This window comes from Nodosilinea sp. LEGE 06152 (genome assembly GCF_015207525.1).
GTDB lineage: Bacteria > Cyanobacteriota > Cyanobacteriia > Phormidesmidales > Phormidesmidaceae > Nodosilinea.
This window is the reverse complement of the sequence record NZ_JADEWR010000009.1, coordinates 193,597-220,037: the sequence shown is the minus strand read 5'-3', so window position 1 is coordinate 220,037 and position 26,441 is coordinate 193,597. Positions and strand designations below refer to the sequence as shown.

Genomic DNA, 26,441 nt, shown 5'->3' with positions numbered 1-26,441 from the left:
CTAGAGGCTATAGCTGTAGCCCGTCTGGTTGAGACATTGCCCCTAAAAGCGTTTGAACGTTTTTAGGGGTTTTTAATGCCCTAATTCGGGTGAGGGAACTGATCAACGCTAGGTTGGCTAGCGGCAGCAGTGCCAAGCGCGGGTAGAATAGGTTGCCACCGATGCAGGAACGCCCCCTCACTCCTGGTACCCTGGATCTCCTACGGGGCGTTGAAAGCGCTCTTCTCACTCTAGGTATTTCCAGCTTTCTCTATCGGCTCTGCTGCACTTTTAATAGTGCTAACCCGCTGCTGTCGCTGGTCTACGGCACGGTGTAAATCCCACAATCGCTAACTACTATGACCACTCTTATCAACCCAAGTTCCATTCCCAACCTCGAGAAGACCGTTTACACCGGCGACATCCTCCAGGGGGTGCCGGTGATTAGCCATTTGGGCGTTGGCGAACTGGCCCCGGGGCAGTGCCATCGCTTCTTTTTTGAGGGGGTGCAGATGGGCACGGGCCAGCACTGGTACGTGCCGGTGGTGGTGGCCAAGGGCAATCGCTCCGGCCCCTGTGTCGGTCTGGTCGCGGGCATCCACGGCGACGAGGTGAGCGGCATTGATGCGGTTCAGCGGGTGATGGCTCAGCTCGACCCGACGGCGATGGCGGGCAGCGTGGTGGCGGTGCTGGGGGTGTCGCGCCCGGCGGTGGAGTATACGCGATCGCACTGGCTGACCGCCCAGGGCGGCGGCTCCCAGGTGGATATGAACCGGGTGTGGCCGGGGAATGAAGCTGGGGCTACGGCCGCCACCCGCCACGCTGGGCTGCTGTGGAACCGCCTGCTAATCAACAATGTCGATATGGTGATCGACTACCACACCGTGACTACCGGCAGCGACTTTACCCTGTTTTTGTTTGCCGACCTGCGCCAGCCCACGGTGCGGCAGATGGCCGAGCTGTTTCCGGCTGAGCAGATGCAAAACGACCCCGGCCTGGCGGGCACCCTCGAAACGGCCCTGGTAGAGGCAGGCATTCCAGCCATGACGGTGGAAATTGGCGGCCCCCGGCGGTTTGACCCGACCAAGATTGCCGGAGCGGTGGAGGGCACCCTCAACGTGCTCAAGCACTACGGCCTGGTCGATGGCCCCCTGGGCCGCACCGCCGCCGAGGTGGGTACGGTGGTGGGCGACGCCCTGGAGACCATTCGCGCCACCACGGGCGGGTTTCTAGAGATGCTAGTGGATCTGCGCGATCGCGTCATTCCCGGCCAGCCTATCGCCCGGCAGCGCAATGCCTTTGGCGATGTGGTGGCCGAGTACCGAGCTGGCGTCATGGGCGAAGTGGCCGTGGTGGCCCGCGACGCCGTCTGCGAACCCGGCTCGCGGGTGGTGCAGATTCTCTACAGCCAGGGGGCGACGGTGAACTAAATCGAGAGTGCCGCGGCCTGGTTACTGTGCGCGATCGGCGCTGAATATCAGGATAAACCCGTGGGTTTGAACAACCGAGCGATCGCGCTGGGTTTATTCTTGCGCGGCGTTACGGTGTTGAACTCGTAGCCTTCTTCCATTCCTTCTATGTAGACGGGGTGGGCACGGTTTACATCTATTAATTTCACTGGCTTTTGTCACCGCCTACAATTTTCACAGTCGTTTCATTTCACGCTAGCTAAGTGTTGATGTTTCGGAACCCCTCAGTCCCCCTCAATAACAAAACGCGAGGAAACGATTATGACATCCGACCTACTCTCGAGCGAAGACATTAAAAAAGCGACAAACTGGGTCATTTTTCTGAGCATTGCGCTGATTGTGCTCGGCATTTTCGCCATCATTTCGCCAATGGTGGCCTCGGCCTTCTTCACCGCCATGATGGGATGGATTGCCCTGGTCAGCGGCATTTTAATGGTAATTCAATCCTTTCGATCGCACCCCGTGCGCGGTTTTTGGCTCAACCTGGTGGTCGGTCTGCTCTACGCCATTTCGGGTCTTTATATTCTGTTAAACCTGGGGGCAGCCCTGCTCGCCCTCACCCTGGCCTTCGGTATTTTATTTATTGTTGAAGGCATCTACACCATTATTATGGGGTTTACCCAAAAGGTGGGCCGCAGCATGTCGTGGCTGGTGGTGCTCAACGGCGTTGTCACCCTCATTCTTGGCATTATGGTGCTCAATCGCTGGCCCGTTAGCGCCCTCTGGCTGATTGGGCTATACGTGGGCATTAGCCTGCTGCTGACCGGCATCAGCCTGCTGGCTGCAGCCCTGGCCGCTCGCAAAGCCACCAGCGATCGCCCCCTCGCCGATAGCTAAGCTATAGCCATCGCCAGGACGGTTAGGATATTCCGGAGCTTCTGGAGCGATGGCTATACGCCAGTTCGCTGCCCGAGTTTTCGCCAATGGCGGTTACCAATGTCCTAAGCGGACTGGCCACCGCTATAAACACGTTATACCAAATCCTGTCTGTATACCCCCGATTTGTGGGGGCATTGCAGTGCAATGCTCCCTACGAGGTACCGATTACGAATCGGGGTTGTGTGACTCGGATTTGCTCTATAAATAGCCATCCCTTCGACTTCGCTCAGGGACCGGCTATGGCTATTTTTATCGTTGGGGTGCCGCGCTAGCGGCATGGACGATTGGTATTAGAGCCCTCAAAACAGATTCTTTAATCAAGTCCTAGGGCGTGTCATCAATTCCGGCTAAAGTCCTGATGCCATCCCCATTGCCACGCCCAGCCCCTAGAGCCTTGGTACGGCATGGCTAAAACCCTGGTTTCTGCCATCGCCGCCCTAACGACAAGGAGCCAAGAAACCGGGGTTCTGTACTGGTCTCTAGAACTGGCGGCGCGAAAAAACCAGAATTGCCACGGCTAGCAATAGCCCGGTGTAGAGCAGGCCGTAGATGGTGTGGCCCCACAGATCTGGGGCAGCGGGCAGCAGCTCCAGGCCGTAGGCGGCGGCATTGCGCAGATTGAGGCGTTCCAGGTCGGGCAGCACCAGGTAAAGGGTGTTGGTCAGGCGCTGCACCGCCGGGTTTTCGCTCAGGTTTCCAAAGGCCACCATGTCCTGGCTGAGGTGGCCCATCAGGTAGACGGCGAAGGTCAGCAGGGTGGCCAGCAGCGAGCTGGTAAACACCCCAAACACAATGGCCACCGCCACCAGTAGGGCCGCCTCCAAAATCATAAAGGCCAGGGCCAGCCCGATGCTGCTCAGCGAAAAGGGCACGCCGCTAGCCCCCAGCAGCACCACAAAAATCAGCCCGAGCGCGGCAATTAGCACGGCCAGTACCGCCGTCAGCCCCAGGTGCTTGCCGATGATAAATTCGGCGCGGCTGACGGGCTTGGCAATTAGCACCAGCACCGTGCGCTTTTCGATTTCTTTGTTGATTAAACCCGTACCAACAAACACGGCCACAATCACGCTTAGCAGGTGAATGGCGGCCAGCCCCAGGTCGAGCAAGATTTTGTTTTCGGCTCCGGCGGCAATATCGGGCAGCAGCACTCGCGCTATCACCATGACCAGGGCAAACAGGGCGACCAGATACAGAATGCGATCGCGAATCACCTCTAAAAATACCGTGCGGGCAATCACCGCCACCCGAGATAGCACCATCGATCTCAACTCCCTAGTGACCTCACAACTGGCTTCAAACCTGACCTCTTGCGCCTACCCCCCTAGGGTGCCCAGCCAGCCGCGGCGTTTCTAAGTCGCAGGTGAGACTGGCCCACTGAGTGGTGCTGTAGCCCGCTGGCGAGTTTTCTGGCAACAGACCGCCGCGATTGACGGGCATGAGCAGGCAGGTTTTCTCTAGGTAGTAGCCGCTGGGGCTGGCCGCTGGCCCCGACCAAATTGCCCACAGCTTGAGGGTGTAGCCATCGCCATTGGACAACGGCTGAAAATCGAGCTGCCAGAGCGAGTCTTCGAGGGATGTCGTGCGCCCGGTCTGGCTGCGCACCCGCTGCCGCATGACCTGGCGCTGGCCGTCAAGGTTGAGCAGCCACCGCTCTACCGAGGGCCAGGGTTTGTTGTCAACCTGCTCGCGCAGCAGCTCTTCGGCAATGGTCAAGTGGGTGACCCCGGCGGGTAAGGCAATGGTCTGGCCCGGTATGCGGTAGACAAAGGCGCTATTCTCAACGCTGTCGGCCACCAGGCTGGGGTAGTTGCGTACCCAGGTTTGAATGCGAAAGTAAAACTGAAACCAGCTGCTAAACAGCAGGCTGAGACAAAACAGCAGCGCCAGCTGCTGACGCACGGCGGGGGGCGGGTTTTTGAGCGAAAAATCCCAGCTCAGCAGGTTCGGCACCGCGATTACCGCAAAAGACACCAGGGGCCAGGCCACCAGGGCGGGCTGTAGCCACCGCCCGCCCCACGACCCAAACAAAAACAGGCACAGAATGGCCCCCGACACCCAGGGAGCAATGGGTATGCCAAACAGCCGGGCTTTGTTGGACTCCAGAGCCCAGCCTACCCCGATCGCCAGGCAGATCCAGCTGATGGTCGCCAGCAGCCCGATGGTGAACGCCGTGGTGGCAAGCAGGCGGGCCAGCAGCGACATCAGCCACGAGAACAGACTCATATAAATGACGGTCTGCCAGGAAAAGTAGCGCGGCGGCAGCAGGTTGCTCAGCAGGTTGCCCAGCTCAATCAGCGTTTGGCGCAGAAAAGTTAACAGCCCTCCTACCATCCCACCACCCCAGTCTGATTGACCAGCAGCAACAGCACCAAAATGGCGGTAAAACTCAGGGCGTTGGCCTGCAGCACCGCCAGGGCCCGAGGCGAGTCGCTCCGCTGTTCTTCAACCTGGACACGGCGGGCCCGCTGGTAGCGCTGGCGACGGCTGACTTCGATCGCCTCTGGGGTGGTATCGATGGGCTTTTGACCCAGCAGCTGCAGCAGCCAGAGCAGGCCCTGGAGCTTGATCCAGTAGGTGAAGAAGAAGGCGGCGATCGCTACCACCACCACCACCACCGGCAGCACGTCGGTCCAGCTGTTGGCGTAAAAGCGGTTAAACAGGACATAGCTGATAATCTGGCTGCGCAGGGCCAGGGGCAGCACCGCCTCGGCCGCCAAAAACGCCACCCAGCCCAGGCTTGTGGCCAGCAGGTTGAGGGTGGCGGCGTACTGCATACTGGTGCGGTAGCCCAGGCGCAGCTGCTGGCGCAGCACCATGGCTTCGAGCACAATGGCCACCATCAGCAGCAGGCTCTGAAAGGCGATCGCCCGCAGCGGCATAATGCCAAGTTCTGACAGCAAATCGTTAAGGGGCATGGGGCGGGCGGCAAACGCGAGGGTCTTAAGGGTTTCTCAGTGCACTATCAAGGGTATAACCTCGACCCAGCTTTCGCTAAGATCTTGTAGCGGCCCCATCAACAAACTACGCAATACGCAACACCCATGGTTAGAACCGGCATTGGCATTCGCACCGCTCAGCAGGGCAACGAGCGGCTTACGGGGCAAATTCACGTCTACGACGGCGAGGGTAAGGGTAAGTCGCAGGTGGCGCTGGGGGTGGTGCTGCGATCGATTGGTCTGGGCATTCAAAATTTTCTAGAGAGCCGGGTGCTGCTGCTGCGGTTTCTCAAAGGGCCGGGCCGCACCTACGACGAAGACGCCGCCATTGAGGCCCTGCAGCGGGGCTTTCCCCACCTGATCGACCAGGTGCGCACCGGGCGGGCCGAGTTTTTTGGCCCCGACGACATCACCAAATTCGATAAGCAGGAGGCGCAGCGGGGCTGGGATGTGGCCAAGGGGGCGATCGCCTCGGGTCTCTACTCGGTGGTCGTGCTCGACGAAATTAACCCGGTGCTCGACCTGGGCCTGCTCGACGTGGATGAAGTGGCCAAAACCCTGCGCAACAAGCCCGACCATCTGGAGATTATTGCTACCGGGCGCGGTGCCCCCCAGCCCCTGCTCGATGTCGCCAACCTGCACTCCGAAATGAAGCCCCAGCCTAAACCTGAAGGCATCGAAGGCATCGAGGGCATCGAGATCTACACCGGCTCGGGCAAGGGCAAATCGACCAGCGCCCTGGGCAAGGCGCTCCAGGCGATCGGTCGCGGCATCAGTCAGGATTTTTCTCACCGGGTGCTGATTATTCAGTGGCTCAAGGGGGGCAACGGCTATACCGAAGACGCCGCGATCGCCGCCCTGCGCAAAATCTACCCCAACCTGGTCGACCACCAGCGCTGTGGCCGCGACGCGATCGTCTGGCGCGGCCAGCAGCAGGAAATTGACTACGTCGAGGCCGAGCGGGGCTGGGAAATTGCCCGCACGGCGATCGCCTCCGGCCTCTACAAAACCATCATTCTTGACGAGCTAAACCCTACTGTAGACCTCGAGCTGTTGCCCGAAGAGCCAATTTTGCAGGCGCTGCTGCGCAAGCCCCGCGGCACCGAGGTCATTATTACCGGACGCTGCAAAAACCGCCCCGCCTACTTTGAGCTGGCCAGCACCCACTCTGAGGTGTTTAACCACAAACACTACGCCGAAAAAGGCATCGATTTAAAGCGGGGTGTTGACTTTTAGCCCCGCCGCCTGCCGTATAGAACCCCAGGCGGACCTCCAGCGTTATAAACGTTTTTCGTACAGTCTGTAGACGCTGGTGTCGGAGCATTCGTGGCCAATCGTTTTTAGAACAGTGGCCAAGGTGCCCTGGGGTAGGAACCCGCCAATCGCCCTGAAGCCCGCCGAGTGGGCCACCCTGCACAAGCCATGCAGGGCCGCCTGAACTCCGGCGGCTGTGCCACCTAGCCAGCCAGTCCAAAGGGTGCCGTCGGGGTTTTCCATGGGGCTGCGGATGAATAGGCCGACCAAGGTATCGCCCTCAAAGCAGCCCCAGACCCAGCTTTGGCCCAGGCGCTGGGCGAGGTGGGCCGAGGTGAGGGCTTGCCATTTAGCCCCGCGCACGACAAAGAGCAGATCGCGCTCTTGCTCTACAAAGCGGTTAATGGCGGCCCAGGCGCGATCGCAGTCATCTTTTTCCAGCAACCGCAGGGCCGTAGGGGCATTCTCGCTGGCGGCATGGTAAATGGCGTAGTCACCTAGGGGGCTGAAACCCTGGTGCTGCACGAAGGGATGCATGGAGGTATTGGTGACGTTGATGCAGGTGCGCAGGGTAGTGAGGCCCAGGGAATGTCCTAGATCTAGAGCTGTCTGGGTGAGGCGAGAGCCAATGCCCCGGCGGCGAAAGGCGCGATCGACCCGCAGCCCCTCCCACCAGCCTTCGGTGTCGGAAAGCTGCACAAGCCTGGTCATGCCGACGGGTTGGCCATTGATGTCGGCGACCAGGATGTGGCCTGCGGGGTCAGCCAGCCAGAGATCCCACACGGTGGGGATATAGTCGGCTTCGTCATCCCAGGTGTGCTGGCAAAAGGCTAGAATCTGCGCTTTATCGCCTGGCTGGGCGGGGCGAATATGGGCTTTTGTCATTGCTGTAACGCTGGATTCAAAGCCAGTTGCCCACCAAAATGAGTGATGCCCACTTGCCGGGGGTCACGCTAGAACCCCGACGAAGAGCTTGAATTTGAGCCTGCTGGAGCGCCTGGGCTTTGTTGAGATCAGGCTCTTTCAGAAACCGGTAGAAATCCTGGCTAATTTGGGCTGTGGTCGTGTCGTCAGCCTGCCAGAGAGAGGCGATCGCACTCCTTGCCCCCGCCCGAATCGCCACCCCGGCTAAACCCAGGGTAGCGCGATCGTCCCCGGCGGCGGTGTCGCAGGCCGTCAGCATAACCAGGTCAACCTGGGAGTTGTTGGGGTTCCCCGCCTGAATGAACCCCTCTAGCTGACCAAAGGTAACGGTTTCCCCCTGCCCGGTGATGATGAAGTTCTCCGTCGGGTCGGGGCTAAACTGCCCGTGGGTGGCAAAGTGCAGAATGGAAAAGGGCGTTTCTTGCAGAGCCTGCTGTAGCTGAGCCTGGCTAAAGGCTTCATCGAGCAGGGCCTGACTGCCCGGCAGCGCCGCTAAGACCGAGGCCACCTCCGTCGGCACCGCCGGAATGGGCGGAAACCTGCGCCCCGCCGCGACCACCGCCTGGCTGCTGCCCAGCACCNANRCSSCYGYMAKYWGTYSGGNNGYGCTGSSSSRSSGCAGGGGTCAGGGTGAGGGCCGGGGTGGTGGCCACGGCGTACTTTTCAATCAAAAACTGGCTGCCGTCGTAGAGCGCCGCCATGGGCACGCTGCGCAAAAAGCCGTCGTGGATAAACACCAGGGTGGTAATGTTGCCCGCCTTTAGCGCCGGTTCTAGGGGCTTGATTAACTGCCCGTAGAGCTGTTCGGCCACGGTGGTGTCGTAGGGTTCGGTGTAGAAGGCCTCTAACCCCAGGCGAAACTGCACCACGGTGTCTCGCAGCTGGGCGCTGTTGTTAATCCAAATTAGCTGGGGCGGTTGGTTGGGCAGGTTGGCGATCAGGGCCGTGCGCTGGGGCAGCACGACCGAACTGATGACGGCGGTATTGGTGCTTTGGGCCAGCAGGTCAACGCGGGCCTGGGCAACGGGGTTGAGAATGCAGTCGTTGCCAAAGTAGTTTTGCAGCTCGGCTAGCCGCAGGGCATCGGCGGTGACCAGGGCCGACTCTAGAGCCGAGGCCGAGGGGGGCAGGGCTTGCTTGGCGGCCGCCTGGAGACTGTCCACCCCCGACAGCTGGAGTTCAATCAGCTCGCGGTAGAGGGGCTCAACGGTATCGCGAAAGTCGAACTGCACATCGCGATCGGCCACCAAAATTTCGGTACGAATGCTCTCCAGGGTGGTGACGGCTTGGGTGTAGGCGGCCAGCGCCGCTTCGGCGTTACCCTGGCGGCGATCGATGCGGCCCGCTTGCCACTGCCACAGGTAGAGGCTGTCGGCGGCGGCCAACCCCTGGGTGGCGGCCACCTGGGCCTGCTGGGTCAGGGTCATAGCGGCCTCGAGCTGGCCCTGGCACTCGCGCAGGTGGCCCAGCTCTCCTAAGGCAAAGGATTGGGCGCGATAGTCGCCAATTTGAGCGGCGATCGCCCTTCCCTGCTCTAGCCAAGTCTGGGCCTGGGCCTCGTCACTGGGCAGGGCACAGCGAAAGGTGGTGCCCACCGGCTGGTACGACCGCCCTACGGCGATCGCCCCATAGGCTACCGCCCGGCTGGCGGGCAGCTGAGCTACCAACTCGGCCAGCCGCTGGCGGGTCGCATCCACAGCGGTGGGGGCGTCTTGCTGGCGGTAAAGGGGCAGCAGATTGAGTCGGGTTTGCCACTCAGCGGCTAGATTGCTCTGCTGCTGAGCACGCTCAAGGGCTTGTTCTAAAAACTGCTGGGTCTGCTGCGCTTGCCCCTCGGCCTGGCTGCTAAAGGTGTTGGCAATGCCGGTTAGCCCCAGCTGGCTCGCTGCCTCGGCTCGGCGGTAGTCAAGGCGCGATCGCCGCTGAAAAATGCTGCCCAGGCTGTTGAGCAATGGCCCCTCAAACTCACCATAGCCCGACGATTGGGCAAGTGTTAGCCCTCGCTGCAACACGGCCTCGGCCTCGGGGTAGTCACCCTGCAGGCGGTAGGCTTCGCCCAGACTGCCCAGGGCCGCGACTTCCCCCAGATCATCGTCGGTGGCGGTGGCGAGGGCGAGGGCCGAGCCGGGGGTGCAGGCGTCTGCGGGAGCCTCGGTCTGAGGTAGACAGAGCAGGGCGATTGCCCGTCGGTGCTGCCCTAAACTCAAATGCACTTGAGCTTGTTCGGTTAAAGTGCGCCCCAGGTGCAGCGAGTCGCCCAGATCGCGGTAGAGGGTCGCCGCTGCTGCCCAGGCGTCTAGCGCCTCGGCAGGTTGCCCCACCTGCTGGTGCGCTCTGGCCAGGTTTTCGTAGACTAGCGCCCGCTGCGATGACTCAGCGCCGGGGCCATAGCTCTGCAAAGCTCGCTGCCAGCGATCGATGGCGCTCTGGTAGTCGCCAGCCTGGTAGAAGGAGACGCCTGCCTGCACCAGCTGCTCTGGGGTGCCAGTCTCAGGTGCGATCGCATCATTTGCCAACCCCGCTGACCACCACCCCTGGCCGCTCCAAATCGCCAGCAGCAGCCCCACCAAAAACAGCAGGCCCCAGAGGCTTTTTAGGCGACGACGCAGACGGTTTGGCATCGAAACACACCCCTATTCAAATGACAATGCGACCTGTTGAGCTGGTTCCACTCAAGCCTTGGCAACAGCTAAGCCCAGGGTACCAGAGGATCTCAGGCAGGGCACCCAATCCAGGTGTTCTGCTCAGGAGCCAAGGCGGTGGGCTATAAACGTTAAAAACTCTAGCAACGCGGAGCGACCGCACTGCTAGAGAGGAAAGCATTGGCGAAAATTAGCGCGATCGCCCCGCCCTAGGCGGCGATGAAATCAAACTTGGGAACCACGTTTGCCGTATCTTGCACCACGCCAATCAGATCACCGCCAAAGAAGATCAGCGTATCGGTGGCCAACCCGCCAGAAAAATTCTGAAACGCGATGCCGTAATTGCTAGCGCTACCCGTAACCTGAATCTTGTCGCCCTCCAGGTAGTTAAAGTCGGTGATGGTGGCATAACCATTGTCGAGGTAGTAGGGACCATTGGCATCGCCGAGGGCAAATACATCGGCCCCTGAACCGCCCTCAAGCACATCAAACTCGCCTAGAGTAAAGCCGTAGCCATTGAGGAAATCGTTGCCAGAACCACCGATTAGCGTATCGCTGCCGCTGCCCCCCAGGACAATGTCGCTGCCCTTGCCGCCAAATATTAGGTCGTTGCCGGAGTTGCCAAACAAAAAGTCATCACCGCTGTTGCCGTCCAGAATATTGTTTTGAAAATCACCGGCAATAAAATCGTCTTGGGTGGTGCCAATTACATCAATAAAATTTTGTACCCCTAGCCCAATTGTGCCAATACCAGGAATGTTATTAACCACCAGGCTATTAATAGAAAGATCGACGCTAATCGATACAATGCCGCTGTTGCCCGTAGATGCATCAATGGTATTAAATTGACCGGTCGCGCCAATAACGTTATCGACAGACACGATCTGATCAACCCCAGCCGCTCCCTTGCCGACAAATCCACCAGCCCCCAGGGTGATAGGCTGACCCAGCATGCTGTAGTCAACGGTGTCAATGCCGGAACCGCCCTTGATTAAGTCATTGCCAAAGCTGCCGTAGATGTAGTCGTTGCCCCCAAAGGATGCAATCGAATCGTTGCCAATGGTGCCAGTCACAACATCACCAAAAACACTGCCGTTGATAATAGCCATGGGTTTCTCCAAAAAATAAGAGTGGAACGATTAAGCCGCTTTCAGTTGAATTTGCACAACTTTGACAGAAGTCAATGCGGTCATTTGATGACAGTTAAAGAGATGCCTGATTCAGAACCTTGGCTGAATTTCTTTGCTCTCTATGGTTTTTAGAATAGAGCCTTTGTATTCGCCAATCAGGAGGTATAAATGCCAATGAAATGACTTAAACCCACCAGGTAGGTTGCCGAAAACTACAGAACAAAAAAGCGGCCCCATTTGGGGCCGCTGATTGAGGTCGCTTACTATTGCCAGCAGGTAAAGATGAGAAAATATGCGATCGCTGGCACTGCTGGATGCAGGTATGGTACAAAATCCGCCATAAGAAACCCCGATTTAAAACAGGTTCCCCATAGGGACGTCGCACTGCAATGTTTCTACCAATCGAGGGTAGTCAGGCAGGATTCGGTATGAATCAAAACTGCAACGTCTCTCGTAAAGAAAAACAGCCGTTTTTTTCCTACCCAAATTCAATTCGGCAACACCTAATTGCTCAGTCGATCAGTCCTTCCTCACGGGCGCGAATTTCGGTTTGAATGCGAATATTTTTGCCGGGGTCGGGGTAGACGCCCAGGGCATCCTGCACTTTGCTCCAGTAGTGGCGCACGGTACGTTCTGAGACATTCATGCGATCGGCGATGGCCTTGTCTTGCAGCCCTTCTTTAAACGCCAGCTGCAACACGTTCAGCCACTCGGGTTTAACCTCCAAGCCGCTGCGCATGTCTCTGGGGGTGTAGATGAGCCCCTGCATGGCCCAGCTCACCTTGGTCAGCATTTCGTGCAGAGGCAGGCTTTTATCGACGATGGTAAAGCCTCCCTGATGGGCGTCGATCGCCGGTTTGAGCCGCACCAGCGATTTGACATGGGCACTCTGCACCACGATGTTGAGGTCGGGGTGCTGCTGCATGAGCGATCGCAGCAGGCCAATGCCGGTCTCGGGCAGCGACGGTGCCCCCACTTTTTCTGGAATCGACAGATCGACGACCAGCAGGGCGGGCAGCACCGTCGCCACACTGGTCGCAGCCTCGTCGGCAGTGCGCACGGTGCGAATATCGGCCTCGGGGTAGTCTTTTTGCAGGGCGCTGACGGTGCCGCTGAGCACGGCATCGTGGTCATCGACGACGAGCAGCTGTTGGCGTTGGGAAGTAGTCATAGGTTTAGAGAGGTGCAGCAACAAATTCAAGGGGCGATCGCGGCGAACCGCTACCAGTCAAAGGTCCAGCGCAGGGTGGTGGCTTCGTAGGTAGAGCTAGCTTGACCCTGGCTAAACAGGTCAAAGGTGGTGAGGTAAGCCATCCAGGCCTCCGACTGATCGAGATCCAGCAGGGCAGGCGGAACGGCGATCGCGTAGTCAACAGAGACCGTCAACCGCTTGCGATCGGGGCCTTCGGCGAGACTCACAACGCAGAGCTGGGGCTGGTTGGGCTGAGCCGCCAGAGCTTGCCCCAGGTGGTTTAACACGGCCAGCAGCAGCAGGGTGTGCTCGACCGGTTCGACCGACCATTGGCCAGGCAGCTCTGCTCTGGCAGGCACCTGGGGCGGCCAGTCTGCCAATGCCTGCTGAATCGCCAAGGGCAGCGAGTCGTGCAGGTAGGGCGAGCTGAGCCGATTGCCCAGGTCTGCGAGTGCCTCATACAGGTGCTCGACGGTGGCCAGACCACCGCCACTGGGCAGCAGCTCTAGCTGCCGCCGCACCGCAAACAGGTCTTGCAGCAGACCATTGCGAATGGCATCGGCTTCGCGGTTTAGCCACTGGGCCTGGTGCCGGTGCCACCAGCGCAATAGCCAAGCCGAGTCGATAACGGGCTTCACAAGCTTTGTCAAACAAGCTCTCCCTCGCTGTGCCAGCCGAGACGAATTCCCTAGCTGCTCTCTGCTCTCTACTCTAGGGCGACTCAATCAGAATTAAACCGCATTTGCAGCCAGAGACCTTGCACTTTTCTGCAATCTGGTTCTCTGCAATGGGACAGGGCATTCCCTTTCGCTTACGCCCAATTAAAGCGGCTGATAGGTAAAGGTGAAATAGAAGCCGTTTTCTTGCCAAGAGCTGCCCCGGTTCGGTACGCCAATCAGGGGAATGCCGTAGGTGAAACCCAGGCTGGCGTCGGGGATGGGCTGCCACTGCACCCCCAGGCCGGTACCCAGCAGCACCGAGGGGGTAGGACTTTCGGTCAATGTATTCCACCCGGTGCCCGCGTCTACAAAGGGAATCAGCAAGAGCTGGTTGGGGTCGGCCAACAGGGGAATGCGCAGCTCGACGGAGCCGACCACGGCGTTGTCGGTGACGATCTGGTTTTGGGCGTAGCCGCGCACGGTGTCTTGCCCGCCGACGCTGAAGCGCTCCAGGGGCAGCAGCGAGTTGGGGGTGAGCTGGGCGTTGACGCGGCTGACCAGCAGCAGGTTGGGCGAAACCCGTTCAACCCACTGAAACTGGCCCAGCCAGGCAAAAAAGCGACCATCGGTGCCCGTGTCGTTGACGGTGGCATCAAACAGGCCAAGGCCGAGGCTAAACTGCGATCGCGCCGCCACCACCCGCCGCAGATCTCGCGCCAGCCAATCCTGGGAAAACCGCAGAGCGCTCACCTTCGCCACCCCATTCTCTGGCCCGATCGAAAACGAGAAGGGAATGTCGTTGAGAATGAAGCTGCGGCTCTGGCGCAGATCAAAGGCCAGGCCCAGGGCAAACTCCTGGCTGATGGAGCGACTTAGAGGTTGGCGCAGGCTCAGCGCCAGGGTTTGGCTGTTGCTGCGAATGCCCGCATCGACAAACTGGGGCGTGACGATGCGGCTGCTGGCGTTCTCGTAGCGCAGTTGCAGGGTGCCGTCGCGAGCGTTGAGGGGCAGGCCGTAGCGCAGCTCGTAGAGGTTTAGCCCCTGGGTGCGGCCGTAGCGCAGGCTGGCAGCATCCCCCAGACCCAGCACGTTGCGGTGCTGCACCTGGGCCTCGGCCTGCCAGGCCCCGATGCTCGACGACTGAGAGTTGTCGAGGGTGATCGCTGCCGATAGGGGGTCGGCCTCCGCCACGTCGAGAATCAAAATGTTTTGCCCCGGTCGGCTGCCAGCGGTGAGTTCGGCATCGACGCGCTCCAGCAGGGGATCGATTTGCAGCAGGCGCAGGGCGTCTTCGATTTGGGCTATTTGCAGGGGCGACTGGGTGGCCAGGGCAATGCGATCGCGCACATAGCCCTCGCGCAGTCGCCCCAACCCATTCACCTGAATGGTCTCGACCCCGCCCTCAATCACCTGAATCTGCACTACCCCGCTGCCCAAATCCTGGTTGGTGGGCAAAAAGGCCCCGGAGGTGACGTAGCCGTTGCTCTGGTACAGCTCAGTAATGGCGGTGCGCAGCCCGAGCAAATCGGCCAGTGATAGGGCTTGCCCTTCCAGAGGTGCCACCAAAGCCGCAATCTCATCCGCCAAAACAGTGTTGCCCACCACCTCAATGCGGTTGACGGTAAACACCAGCTCACCCCCTGGGGGACTGGCCTCGGGGGCAGGCTCCGGTCGCAGCAGCGGCTCCTGCGGCGGAATCGGCTCGGGCAGGGGCGGGTTGAGGGGGGCGGGTCGGCTGGGCTCAGTCGGCTCGGGCAGGGGCAAACTGGGCGGTGGGGTCTGGGCCTGCCCCCCTTGGTCGAGGGCCAACACCACGATCAGGGCGCACAGCCCAGCACGAAGTAGATGCATCACAACTAGCGCCTCTGATTACAAAACCGACGGTGGCATGGGGAGTTAACCCTGCGGCTCAAACTATCCAACGGGGCGATCGCAGAGTCAATGGAGAAACCGGCCAATTTGGCGATCTGCGCTTTAGGCCTCTAGCCGTTGGGGGCTGAGCGATCGGCACAGCGACGACTGAGCACCAGGCGACCATCGGGCAGTTGATACACCCCGTCTGGCTCTTGAATCGGGGATACTGCGGATTCGTCTAAGGTACGCACGGTGCCGGTAGGGTAGGCTGAAATCGCTCCATCCCCAGGGCTGAGCGGTAGCCCACCGCCGCCTGTGACGGTAAACGCCCCCAGCCCCGGCTCGGTGCGGGCAATGCAGCTGCCGCTGGTCAGGGCCGCCGTGTCTACCAGAGCATCTTCAAGCGGGGTCAGGCTGCTTTCAATGAAGCTGGTATCGAGCGTATCGACGGCAATCACCCCGCTTACCCCCAGTTCTGAAGTAGCGGTAATGTCGCTGAGGGGGCTGCGCTCGAGCCTCGGTTCAATACCAAAGATGCCCCGCGCGGTGACAGACACATTGCCCCCCGACCCGGCAAAGGCATCGGCACGAATGTCGCTATTTTCGCTGGGGATGGCGACGATGAAAGGCGATCGCACAGTGATGTTGCCGCCGTTGCCCCCGGCTTGGGCGGTGCCCGCCGTGGTGGAGATCAGGCTGCCGTTGCGCAGCAGCAGCACCTGGCTCAGGTCGATGACAATGTTGCCGCCATCGACCGCTGCCGACTCGGCAATTAGCTGACCGCCGTCGAGTACCAGGCGCGGAGTGTTGCCCCGGTCACCGATGATCAAGTTGCCCGCTGCGCCCTCGGCACTGGAGCGCACCGAAATGGCGCTTTGGGGCACAAAGAGCCTTCTAATATTTGGACTGCGAGCTGCCTGGGCGGCAAAGGTTGGGTTGCCGCCAGCAACCAGAATGCCCTCGGTAGCATTGACTCGCACGGTGCCTGCTGGGCTTTGGTTCAAGCTGGTGGCCAGCACCTGCGCACCATTCAGCACCTCTAGCTGGCCGACGGAGAGGTCAATGTCGCCCCCCTGCCCACTAAACGGTAACTCAGTAGAGGTTTGCAGGGTGCTGGGAAAGCCCGATTGCGTGCTAAAGCCATCGACGACGAGGCGATCGCGGGCCTCCACCTGAATATTGCCCGCTGGCCCACGGCCCACGGTAGCGGAACTAATAACAGCCCCTTCGGTAACTGATAACGTTCCTGTCTTCACCAAAATATCGCCGCCTGCGCCAATGCCGGTGATGCCGACAATGCTAAAGAACGCACTGCGCAAAAAATCATCATCCCGAACGAGAACTTCGCCATCTAGAGACACCGTATTTGCCGCATCAATCTCAATATTTCCGGCATCGCCGTTGCCAAAAGTACTGGCCTGAAGCTGTGCACCATTCACTAAAGATAAATCCTGAGCCTGAACGCGAATGGTGCCACCATCCCCCCTGCCGATGAGAGATCGACCTGTTCCGTCGCCCACAATGGCAGCCAGCCTGGCACTATCTAGAAAAACTTGGTTGGCTGCCTCTACGAAGATATCGCCACCATTTCCTTGGCCAAGGGTGTTGGTTTGCAGAGCAGCTGAATCAGTCAAAGACACTGAATTAGCAGTCAACCGAATGGCTCCAGCATCCCCTACTCCGTTTCTATTCACAGAACTGCTGGCCCCGCTTGGACGAATTCGATTGCCAATGATAACAGCACCAGAAAACTGGGCATCACCGCGAACATTTAGCGTAATGTCACCTGCGTTTCCAAACCCATCAGTATCCGATTCAAATGCTCCAGAATTATTGGCGGTCAGCGTTCCGGTATTTACCTGAATATTACCTGCATCACCCCTGGCGTCAGTATACACGGCTGTTGAAACAAGTGTTTCGTTATCTAAAACTGTTTCTTCTTGAATATCGAGTAAGATGTTTCCTCCATCTCCGTTTCCTGATGTCACAGCTGTTATTTGACCTTCTGACAGAGAAAGCGATCGAGCCGCAATTTGAATGTCGCCTCCGTCTCCGATACTTTCTTCTCCTGCAAACGCAAAAATGCCGCTGGAAAAATCACCAGGACTTCTTCCGTTAAATACTGCTGAATCTGCGACAGAAATCAAGACATTCCCAGCATTTCCTTCGCCGAGGGTGGCCGTAAGAAACTGAGAACCATTGCTTACCTGTAGTGAGCCTGAGTTGACAGAAATATTGCCCGCTGAGCCCTGACCATTCCGCTCTACAGTACTAAAAATAACTGAATCATTGTTAAGGGCCACAGTGCCCTCAGCTTTGATGTCTATATTGCCTGCATTGCCCCTACCGCTCGTAGAAGATAGTATTAGAGATTCATTATCCATCGATACGCGATCGCGGGCATTAATCGTAACTTCCCCCGCATTTCCCTGGGCAACGGTGGTCGTGTCGATACGCGCATCATCCATCAGGAATGAACCAGATTCTAAAGTGATGTTGCCTGCATTACCGATCGCTGTCTCTAGCTCAATACTGCTTTCAATTCTTGCATTGTTGCTGAGGGAGATATAGTCTTCAGCCTGGATGGTAATGTTACCGCCGTTGCCTGACGCGCCGTCATTGTTAGTAACGCCGCTTGAGATGGCGCTGGCAATAATATTGAGCACCTGACCACCGGGAACAGTTGTTACGCTCTGAATGCCAAAGCCATCTAAAACCACATAGTCGCGGGCCTGAATGCGAATGTCGCCAGCATCTCCCTGGCCGCGCACCAGTGACTGAATATTGCCGCCATTGGTCAACGCCAGAAAACCAGTATTGATGCGAATATCCCCCGCAGTACCAGAGGAAACTTCTTCAATAGTGCTAAAAATCGAGCTGCCTGGCCTGCCCGACTGAATGCCATCAATAATTACCCCGTCTTGAGCATTGATGATGACATCACCGCCCTCCCCTTGGCCGTTAACGCTCGTATCCAGCTTGGCACTGTTGGTGAGTAAAAACTCTCGGGCCGTAATTTCAATGTTGCCCCCTGGTGTCGGTGAGCTGCCAAAGATAGAACTAAAAATAGCGCTAGGAAACCCGTCTAGACTAACGCGATCGCGAGCATTAACTACCACATTGCCCGTGGCTCCTACCCCAAAGGTGCTGGCGCTAATTTGTGCCCCGTTTACCAGCGCAAGATTGGTGGTTTCAAGGTTGATATCTCCTGCGTTAGCAGTAACACCTCGCCCCCCCAAACTAAACACATTGGCGTCATCTAAAAAAATATTTTCCGCAACCCGAATGTTGATATTACCGGCATTACCTGAACCGATGGTGCTGGCACTAATCTGCGATCGCCGAGCGGTGAGGTTGTTAGCTTCAATTTCAATAGTGCCAAGATTGCCTATCGCATTGCCAAAAATAACGTTGTTAACTAGGCTATTGTCCTCAATGCGTACAGTTTCAGTTGCCCTGATCTGAATGTTGCCGCTTTGGCTCTGGCTAGTGCCCAACCCAGGGGGAATACCCGCACTCAGCTGACTGCCAGAAATAGTAATGTTGCGGCCCGTAAGGGCAATACTGCCGCCATTGTTAGCGGTGACATCCAGCGCTGAACCATTGCCGATCAAAATATCGGCCCGTCCCAAGGTCTCTGAAAAAACCAGGCCACCGTTTGGGGCAAATGCCACGGCACCCTCCCCAGCTACAGCACCCAGCTCAATGCGGCCTCCAGCCGCAGAACCTACATTTAAAATGCTGCCATCTAGCGTAAGATCTCCGCCTGCAAACACAAGATTTTGCCCAGCCTCGACGTCGAGGATTCCTTGGCTAGTGATCGCTCCCTGGCTTAGTTGGTTGAACCAGAGGGCTGAGGGGTCAACGGTAAGAATCGGTAGCGGGTTTGGATCGGCAGCGTCAAAGCTACCCTGTTCCCCAAACTGAATGGCGCTAGCCGTCGTCGCCGTAAACGCTCCCTGCACATCTAGCCGGGCACTGGGGCCAAACACCAGCCCGTTGGGGTTCATCAAAAACAGATCGGCTGTGCCATCGACCCCCAGGGTGCCAAAGATGTTTGACGGGTTGCCCCCGGTGACACGGCTAAAGATCGCCTCGACTCCAGCGGGGTTAGCAAAGTAGACCCGCTGCCCGGCGTCCACGTTGAACTCCAAAAAACTGTGGAACAGGTTGCCCCCCTGCACAGCGCCGCCGCCAATCAGTTCGACGAGATTTCCCTGCACTAGGGCACTGGGGGTCACCGTTGAGTTTTCGGCCCCCAAGGTGGTGTCGGGCACGAGCTGCGCCAACGTGGGGGGAGCGGCGGCGAGGGTGGCGATCGCCCCCAACACCAACACGCCGCAAACAGGGAGGGTAGAGTGGGGCATAACCAAGGACAGAGAAAAAGCACCCAAACTTTAGCACCTGTCTCCGCTTTACGACGGTCAAACTTTGGGATCAGCGGGTGGTGGCGTTGCTGAGTTGAGACATGAATCTGGAGGTGAACCTGCTCCCACTCAACCTGACATTGCGTAGGTTTCAGCAAGCGGGTTAACGTAACTCTGCAACGTTCTAGCGCTAAGGTTTTGTAGGCTTGGCTTAGCGGTGATCACCCGTCCTGACCGTCATTAATTCCTTGGCCCTATGAAACCTTTTGACGAAGTTCGGCACAGTTGGCAGCGCCATTACCCGGCAGGGAAAATGCCGTGGCGGCAGGTGGTGCCCGGTGTGGTGGTGCTGGGCTTGGTGGTGGGTGCCCGGCTGCTGGGGCTGTTTGAGGGTCTGGAGCTGAAGATGCTGGATCAGCTGCTGCGCTGGCGACCGGCTGAGGCCACCGACGAGCGGGTGCTTATCGTTGGCATTGACGAGGCCGATATTCAGCGGTTGGGCACCTACCCGGTGCCCGACGGGGTGCTGGCCGAGCTGCTGCAAACCCTGGCGGCGCATCGGCCCCGCGCGGTGGGCATCGACATCTACCGCGATCTGGCGGTGGAGCCGGGCCACGCAGCCCTGGTCGAAACCCTAGACACCCTGCCCTATGCGATCGCCATTGAGAATATTTTGAGCAATCCGCCAGTGGCGGGGCCGACCTACCTGCCCCCTGAGCAGGTAGGGTTTGTGGACTTTCCCCAGGATGACGACGGATTTGTGCGCCGGGCGCTGCTGGGATCGCCCAATGCGGTGGGAGAGTTTCGCTTTTCCCTGGCGCTGCGGCTGGCCGAGACCTATTTGCAGGCGGAGGGGCTGACTCTCAAAAATGGCCGACGCGACCCCTGGGCCATGCGCTTTGGCTCGACAGAATTTTCTCAGATTTCTCCCCAAACCGGCGGCTACGTAGGGGCCGATGCAGGGGGGCACCAGGTGCTGCTCAACGGGCGCAGTGGCCCTCAACCCTTTCGGCGGGTGTCATTGCAGCAGGTGCTCGATGGCAGCGTAGACCCCACCTGGATTGAGAATGCCATTGTGCTGGTGGGCATCACCTCGTCGAGCGCAAAGGATTTTCTCAACTCGGCGGCGGTGGCGACCGATAGTCCAGGGCTGGTGTATGGGGTGGTGATGCAGGCCCACGCTACCAGTCAGCTGGTCAGTGCGGTGCTAGACGATCGCCCCCTGCTGCGCCCCTGGCCCGACGGCCTGGAATATCTGTGGATTGTGCTGTGGGGTGGGATGGGCACGGTGCTGATCTGGGGAGTCAGGTCGCCCTCCTGGTACCTGCTAACGATGGGCCTGATTGGTCTAGGCCTGGTGGGGGTAAGCTTTGGCCTGCTGTGGCTGGGGGGCTGGTGGATACCGCTGGTGCCGACGCTGGTGGTGTTTAGCGTCAACGGGCTGGTGCTGCCGGGGTTTTATCTGTATGACCAAACCCTGCGATCGCGCATTGCCGAGCGCCAGCAAATTATTGACCAAACCTATAGCGCCATTCACAATGGCCCGCTGCAAACCCTGGCCCTGCTGCTGCGGGAGGCCGACCCAGTCTCCTGGGCCGAGGCCCGACCCAAACTGGAGCGCCTTAACCAAGAGCTGCGCGATATCCGCGAGAGCCTGCCCGCCGTTGCTTTGCCAGGGGGCGATCAGTCCGCTCCTCTGCACGAAAAGCTATGGGAAACCTATACGACAACCCTGGAGCGGGGCGAGCCAGACTTTCCGGGGCTGCGATCGCTCAAGCTCAAGGTTGTTACCTTTGAACCCCTCAGCACCCTGGGCCTTTCCGCTGACGACCAGCAGGGGCTTCGCCAGTTTTTAGAAGAGGCCCTGCTGAATGTGGGCAAGCACGGGGTGAATGTGACCCGCCTGACGGTGGTTTGCCAAGCCACCGACACCGAAAACCTGATTCAGGTGATCGACAACGGCCAGGGACCGTACTCCCTTGAGGCCTCTCCGGCGGGTACAGGCTGGGGCACCCGGCAGGCCAAACAACTGGCTCAGCGATTGAAAGGGCAGTTTAAGCGCGAGTTTAGCAGTGCGGGCACCTGTTGCGAGCTGCGATGGCCTTTGGTGAAGCCGCACCGTCTGGGGTTTTGGGGATTGAATCGATGAGTTGACGAGACTCAAACCCTGCCCCAAGCCGCGCCCTTTGCCGAAACCGGCAACGCCTGTGACCGTTAAGCGTCGATGAACTGGCGCAAAATTTTGCCCATTGGCTAGGCCGCTCCTTTAATCTTAGGGGCACACCTACAGAAGGGTAATTAGGGATGCACAAACCAGCGATCGCGGCGGCACTTTTGACGGTCAGCAGCCTAACCGGTGTTTTTCTATCGGTGGGCAACCCCAGCTGGGGCAATCAGGTGGCCCCAAGCCCCCTTCTGATCGCTCAAAGCTCGAATCGCCGAGGCTATCAGCCGCCGCCCACATCCCGTGCCCCCCGCCGCACCGTGGGGGGCGGCACCCGAGGCGGCTGCGATGGCACCGCCCCCATCAACCTCACGGCGCTGGCCCCCCAGGCGCACATCGGCGCAACGGCGGCGACTCGTCCCACGTTGGTCTGGTACGTACCCGACGAAACCCCTTACTCAATGCAGCTTCAGCTCTATCGCTATGCGGCGGCTGAGGGTGATGAACTCACGCCGGTCAACACCTTCAACCTGGGAGACAGCCAGCCCGGTTACCAGTCGTTTACCCTGCCTGAGGACGAACCCGCGCTAGCGGTGGGCAGCACCTACCGCTGGAAAGTAATTTTGCTGTGCAACCCAGGCCGACCCTCCCAGGTGGCGCTGGATGAGGCCGACTTGCAGGTGGTGACCGCCTCGAATCGGGTTGCTGTGGGGCAGGGCAGTCTGGTCGATCGCGCCGAGCAGGCGATCGCAGCGGGGCTCTGGTACGATGCGATCGCCCTACTGTCGGAGGCTCCAGTTTCCCCAGAGGCCGACACCTACCGCCGCGAGCTGCTGGCGGAGCTGGCCGAGCAGGAGGCTTTGAACCCCAACGATGGTATTTCTTTGTTTAGCGATCGCCTCAGCTACCTGGCCGAGCAAGAGTAGAGCGTTTAGTTACAAGCCCGACCCAGCACCAGGCGACCGTTGGGGAGTTGATACACGCCATCGGGCTCTTGAATGACGGTGGCGGTAGATTCATCCAGAGTGCGTACCGTGCCGGTGGGATAGGCCGAGATGCCACCATCGCCAGGGGTAGCAGGCAACCCATCACGGCCTGTGACGACGAAAGAGCCCAGGCTGTTCTCGTTGCGGGCAATGCAGCTCCCTGCGGTGAGGGCGCTGGTATCGACAATGGCATCGGTTAGGGCCGTCAGGCTGTTTTCGACAAAGGTGGCATCGCCCACAAAAATTTGCCCTGACTCGATGCCGCCTGTGGCGTTGATATCGACGCGATCGTTGCCGTCTAAATCTAGCAGTTCATTGAGGCTTAGATTACGCGCTGCAATGCTGGGGTTTTGCCCAAAGAATGTGGTGCGGCTGAGGTCAATAATTCCACCCCGGCCATCGGCAGAAAAGGCCAGAATATCGCTGTCTTCGAGGGCAATGAGGAAATTGGATGCGATCGTAATGTTGCCACCACCTCCGGCTCCCTGATTGACGAAAGTTTGAATGTCTCCATCATTTCTGAGAAGAACCCGACCCGCCTGAATACTAACTTGCCCACCTGATGCAGCCTGTGAATTAGTTGCTATGGTGCCGTTACTTACCAACAGCCCCCCAGGGATCAGCAAAATAATATTTCCCGCATTGCCAAAACCAAAGCTACTTGCTGCTAGCGCAGCATTTTCTAAAACCTCTACATTGCCAGCAATAACCTGAACGTTACCACCTCTACCATTTCCACCTGGTTCAACGCTACTAAACACTCCACTAGATAGGTCAGAGCCAACAAAGCGAGCTAGCCCAGTAACATTTAGAAGTATGTTGCCTGCATTTCCTACTCCGAAAGTCGAAGACCCAATCTGTGCCCCATCTAAAACCTCAAGAGTTTTAGTCGTTATTTCAACGTTACCTCCAGCGCCTTCTCCGGTAGGCTCAATGCTGCTAAAGGCACCGCTAGGGCTGCCGTCAAACGGGTTAGAACCGGAGAGACGCACGAGTTCAGTAATATCTAAAGTGACATTGCCTGCATTACCAATTCCAGAAGTTGAAGCGTTTAAGGTTGCTCCGCCAGAAACCTCGAGGGTACTGGCAGTTATTTGAAGATTACCACCTGTTCCTTCCCCAGTCGATTCAAGGCTGCTAGAAGCACCGCTAGGGCTACCATCAATCGGGTCAATGCCGACAAAGCGCGCTAGCTCACTAATATCTAAAGTAACACTGCCTGCATTCCCACTACCGAAGGATGATGCGCTCAGTGTTGATCCTCCTGAAACTTCGAGAGTACTAGCTGTTATTTGCAGATTGCCTCCTGCCCCGATTGCCATTGGTTGTACGCTGCTAGATGCTCCATTAGCGATACCGTCAATAGAGCCAGAACCCGCAAAGCGGGCTTGGTTAGTGATGTTTAAGGTTACGTTGCCTGCGTTCCCTAGGCCAAAAGTTGAAGCATCGAGCAATGCTCCAGCCAAGACATCTAGAGCACCAGCTGTGATTTCAACGTTGCCTCCTGCTCCTACTCCACCGGGGTAAATACGACTAAAAGCCCCACTAGGAAGACCCATAGTATCCGCGCCAACAAATTGGGCCAGCCCAGCAATATCTAAAATTACGCTGCCTGCATTTCCAACACCAAGAGTCGAGGCATCAATCACGGCTCCGTTCAGTACAGTTAGGACTCTAGCGGTAACTTGAATATTACCTCCTACTCCATTTCCAGTGGATTCAATACTACTAAAAGCTCCACTAGGATTACCACTAACTGGATTAGACCCAATAAAGCTGGTCAAGTTTGTTGTCTCTAAAATCACACTGCCCGCGTTCCCCGATCCAAAGGTTGAGGTATTAATCTGAGCCCCATCTGATACCTCAATATTGCCAGCAGTGATCTGAATATTGCCGCTTACTCCTTCTCCGGATGTATTGATAATACTAAAGACTCCACTGTTATCAGCACTAACATTATTAAAGCCAGCAAGGCGAACCATTTCGGAGATATTTAAATCTATATTGCCTGCATTTCCTAGTCCAGAAATACCTGTACCAATCCGTGCTCCATCTAAAACTTCAAGATTCCTAGCAGTAATTTGAATATTGCCACTGTTGCCCTCGCCTGTAGGAACGACACTACTCAAAATGCTGCTAGGTATACCAGTAGCTGGATTAGAGCCTACAAGACGAACGGTATCGCGGATGGCTAACTCAACGTTACCACCCTGGCCTCGGCCTGAAACTACTGTGCCTATTTGTGCTCCATTTACTACTTCAAGATTGGTGGCATTGATTCGAATATCGCCGCCAACACCCTCTTCCCCAGTCACCAGGTTCACAAAAACTCCAGTGAAACGGTTATTGGTGCTGTCTAATCGAACCGTGCTGTTGGCATTAATTACTACGTTACCCACGTCTCCTGCCGAGGAAGTATCAATAAAACTGTTAATGATAGAGACATCGCCACGAGCATCAAGATAAACAGCACCGCCCTGGTCACTAGCTCTGCTTACATTAATGCCGCTGTCGCTAAAGATGCTCCCGCCTACAATTGAAATATCACTCCCAGATAGATTTGTATTGGGCTGATATTGGTTGGTTAGCAGCACCAAGCCATTAGGTGCTGCGATCAAAACGTCGCCGACAATAATGTTTGCGCTCGACGGGACGTCTTCAAAAAAGAGATTGTCAAAGGCGTCAGTAGCAATATCAAAGCCTGTTAACAACTCTATCGGTGGCGCTCCCAAAAATTCTGGACGAACACCAGCTCGCACGTCTAGTGTAGGTTGGGCACCGCCATCCACTTGCACTACTGTGCTATCTGACAGAGTAATAGTTTCTTGTAAAAAATCAATTCCCAAAACTCCAGGGTCAGGATCTGTGATAACAGCCGTGTCGAACGCAACTGAGCCACCAGCTAAGATATGGAGCGAACTGCCTACATAAACTTCAAAAAATACGTCTCCCAGGGAGCGGATGATGGGGTCGATGGGGCTGTAGAGGCTGCCGCCGCTGCCGTCGAGGGTTTCTACGGTGAAGTTGCCGCCGCTCCAGTAGTGGGCATCGCCGCCGACGGGGTTTTGCGATCGCAGCACCATATCCCCATAGCTATACAGCCCGCTGTCAGGGTGGCTGAGGGCCACAATATCGACTTGCTCGTTGCCCTGCACCAGCAAATCGCCCCCAGCGAACCCCACAAACGGGGCATCTACCGCATCGCGAATTTGCACGGTATTGCCTAGCAGCATTAAATCGCCGCCTGCTGCTACCTGTCGCTGCAAGTCGAGTTGGTTGGCGGCCAGGATGAGGTTTTCGCCCGCGGCCAGGGGGGCTCGGCTTACGATGTTGCCAGATGACTCGCTGAGATAGTTGCTAAATAGAGCGCTGGGGTTCACCGTGAGCAGGGTGCTTTGCTCGGGGGCCGTGGCGCTGTAGACCCCATCGCCTATAGGGATGGCCTCGCCAGTGCTGGCGTAGAACGAGCCCTGGATATCGAGGGTAGCGGTTTCGCCAAACACCAGACCGTTGGGGTTGATCAAAAACAGATCGGCTGCGCCATCAACCCCCAGGGTGCCAAAAATCGCCGAGGGGTTGCCCCCGGTAATACGGCTGAGAATTGACTCGACCCCCGCTGGGTTGGCGAAGTAAAGCCGCTGCCCAGCATCGACGTTAAATTCTTGAAAACTGTGGAACAGGTTGCTGCCGCGCAGGGCACCGCCTTCTATCAAATCGGCTTCGCTGCCGCGCACCGGCACATTAGGGGTTACGGTAGACGCCTCGTTTCCCAAGGTGGCGTCGGGCATAACTTGCGCCTGGGCTAGGGGCGTTGCTCCTGCCGTTGCAAGCAAAACCAGGGTCGTAGTCAGCGGCAGTGACCTTGTCAGTAAGGCTTTGCTCAAAGCAGGAAAAATAGCCATAGATGCGGTTTAGAGCATAGTTCAAGGCAACCCTACCACGGGCTTAAGCTGAATCCGGCTCACTCTTAACGATCGAGAACCTCTGTAAACAGACTTCGTCGCTA

General features: G+C 57.9%; 17 protein-coding genes and 1 pseudogene. 6 read left to right on the top strand and 12 right to left on the bottom strand.

Annotated elements, in window-relative coordinates; genetic code table 11:
- Positions 1-161 precede the first annotated feature (161 nt).
- From IQ265_RS14195 to IQ265_RS14185, 3 genes are all read left to right on the top strand, one after another.
- Positions 162-317 carry a hypothetical protein gene (locus IQ265_RS14195; protein WP_194054682.1) on the top strand — a complete coding sequence of 52 codons (156 nt, stop codon included), beginning with the start codon at positions 162-164 and terminating at the stop codon, positions 315-317.
- A gap of 21 nt (positions 318-338) precedes the next feature.
- Positions 339-1,409, top strand: coding sequence for a succinylglutamate desuccinylase/aspartoacylase family protein (locus IQ265_RS14190; protein ID WP_194054681.1), 1,071 nt, complete (start codon positions 339-341; stop codon positions 1,407-1,409).
- 300 nt (positions 1,410-1,709) lie between these two features.
- Positions 1,710-2,285 carry a DUF308 domain-containing protein gene (locus tag IQ265_RS14185; protein WP_194054680.1) on the top strand — a complete coding sequence of 192 codons (576 nt, stop codon included), beginning with the start codon at positions 1,710-1,712 and terminating at the stop codon, positions 2,283-2,285.
- Between the two features lie 521 nt (positions 2,286-2,806).
- On the opposite strand, the gene IQ265_RS14180 is transcribed toward IQ265_RS14185, so the two are convergent.
- Genes IQ265_RS14180 through fraC form a run of 3 tightly spaced genes read right to left on the bottom strand, consistent with a single transcriptional unit; the run spans position 2,807 to position 5,242 of the window.
- On the bottom strand, positions 2,807-3,586 hold the full coding sequence (locus IQ265_RS14180) for an ABC transporter permease (protein WP_194054679.1): 780 nt from the start codon (positions 3,584-3,586) through the stop codon (positions 2,807-2,809).
- Between the two features lie 34 nt (positions 3,587-3,620).
- The gene (locus tag IQ265_RS14175; RefSeq protein ID WP_194054678.1) at positions 3,621-4,658 is read right to left on the bottom strand and encodes a DUF5357 family protein; all 1,038 of its coding nucleotides are present in this window, start codon (positions 4,656-4,658) and stop codon (positions 3,621-3,623) included.
- Entirely contained in the window at positions 4,652-5,242 is a 591-nt protein-coding gene (gene fraC / locus IQ265_RS14170; protein WP_194054677.1) for a filament integrity protein FraC, read from the bottom strand. The genes IQ265_RS14175 and fraC overlap by 7 nt, the downstream gene beginning before the upstream one ends.
- Positions 5,243-5,368: 126 nt before the next feature.
- On the opposite strand from fraC, the gene IQ265_RS14165 reads away from it, so the two are divergent.
- Positions 5,369-6,499 carry a cob(I)yrinic acid a,c-diamide adenosyltransferase gene (locus tag IQ265_RS14165; RefSeq protein ID WP_194054675.1) on the top strand — a complete coding sequence of 377 codons (1,131 nt, stop codon included), beginning with the start codon at positions 5,369-5,371 and terminating at the stop codon, positions 6,497-6,499.
- Positions 6,500-6,541: 42 nt separating this feature from the next.
- Here the strand turns inward: IQ265_RS14165 and IQ265_RS14160 are convergent, their stop codons facing one another.
- The 8 genes and pseudogenes from IQ265_RS14160 to IQ265_RS14125 all read right to left on the bottom strand — a co-directional run bounded on the left by IQ265_RS14160 (position 6,542) and on the right by IQ265_RS14125 (position 19,285).
- Complete coding sequence (locus tag IQ265_RS14160; protein ID WP_194054673.1) at positions 6,542-7,402, bottom strand: GNAT family N-acetyltransferase; 861 nt, start codon at positions 7,400-7,402, stop codon at positions 6,542-6,544.
- 16 nt (positions 7,403-7,418) lie between these two features.
- The gene (locus tag IQ265_RS29490) at positions 7,419-7,949 is read right to left on the bottom strand and encodes a CHAT domain-containing protein (RefSeq protein ID WP_347404964.1); all 531 of its coding nucleotides are present in this window, start codon (positions 7,947-7,949) and stop codon (positions 7,419-7,421) included.
- A pseudogene (locus IQ265_RS14150) lies at positions 7,900-10,062 on the bottom strand (tetratricopeptide repeat protein). Before IQ265_RS14150 ends, IQ265_RS29490 begins: the two are co-directional and overlap by 50 nt.
- Before the next feature lie 230 nt (positions 10,063-10,292).
- Entirely contained in the window at positions 10,293-11,192 is a 900-nt protein-coding gene (locus IQ265_RS14145; protein ID WP_194054669.1) for a calcium-binding protein, read from the bottom strand.
- A 532-nt stretch (positions 11,193-11,724) separates the two neighbouring features.
- Entirely contained in the window at positions 11,725-12,384 is a 660-nt protein-coding gene (locus IQ265_RS14140; RefSeq protein ID WP_194054668.1) for a response regulator transcription factor, read from the bottom strand.
- Between the two features lie 50 nt (positions 12,385-12,434).
- Positions 12,435-13,055 (bottom strand): hypothetical protein, encoded by a 621-nt coding sequence (locus IQ265_RS14135; protein ID WP_194054666.1) that lies wholly within the window; start codon positions 13,053-13,055, stop codon positions 12,435-12,437.
- 171 nt (positions 13,056-13,226) lie between these two features.
- Positions 13,227-14,915, bottom strand: a complete 1,689-nt coding sequence (locus IQ265_RS14130; RefSeq protein ID WP_194054664.1) for a ShlB/FhaC/HecB family hemolysin secretion/activation protein — start codon at positions 14,913-14,915, stop codon at positions 13,227-13,229.
- A 131-nt stretch (positions 14,916-15,046) separates the two neighbouring features.
- Positions 15,047-19,285, bottom strand: a complete 4,239-nt coding sequence (locus IQ265_RS14125; RefSeq protein WP_194054662.1) for a filamentous hemagglutinin N-terminal domain-containing protein — start codon at positions 19,283-19,285, stop codon at positions 15,047-15,049.
- A gap of 256 nt (positions 19,286-19,541) precedes the next feature.
- On the opposite strand from IQ265_RS14125, the gene IQ265_RS14120 reads away from it, so the two are divergent.
- Together IQ265_RS14120 and IQ265_RS14115 are read left to right on the top strand one after the other, a co-directional pair.
- A complete protein-coding gene (locus IQ265_RS14120) occupies positions 19,542-21,434 on the top strand; it encodes a CHASE2 domain-containing protein (RefSeq protein ID WP_194054660.1) in 1,893 nt (630 codons plus the stop codon).
- Between the two features lie 155 nt (positions 21,435-21,589).
- Positions 21,590-22,375, top strand: coding sequence for a DUF928 domain-containing protein (locus tag IQ265_RS14115; RefSeq protein ID WP_194054658.1), 786 nt, complete (start codon positions 21,590-21,592; stop codon positions 22,373-22,375).
- 5 nt (positions 22,376-22,380) lie between these two features.
- Here the strand turns inward: IQ265_RS14115 and IQ265_RS14110 are convergent, their stop codons facing one another.
- Positions 22,381-26,223 (bottom strand): filamentous hemagglutinin N-terminal domain-containing protein, encoded by a 3,843-nt coding sequence (locus IQ265_RS14110; RefSeq protein ID WP_228037901.1) that lies wholly within the window; start codon positions 26,221-26,223, stop codon positions 22,381-22,383.
- Between the last annotated feature and the right edge of the window lie 218 nt (positions 26,224-26,441).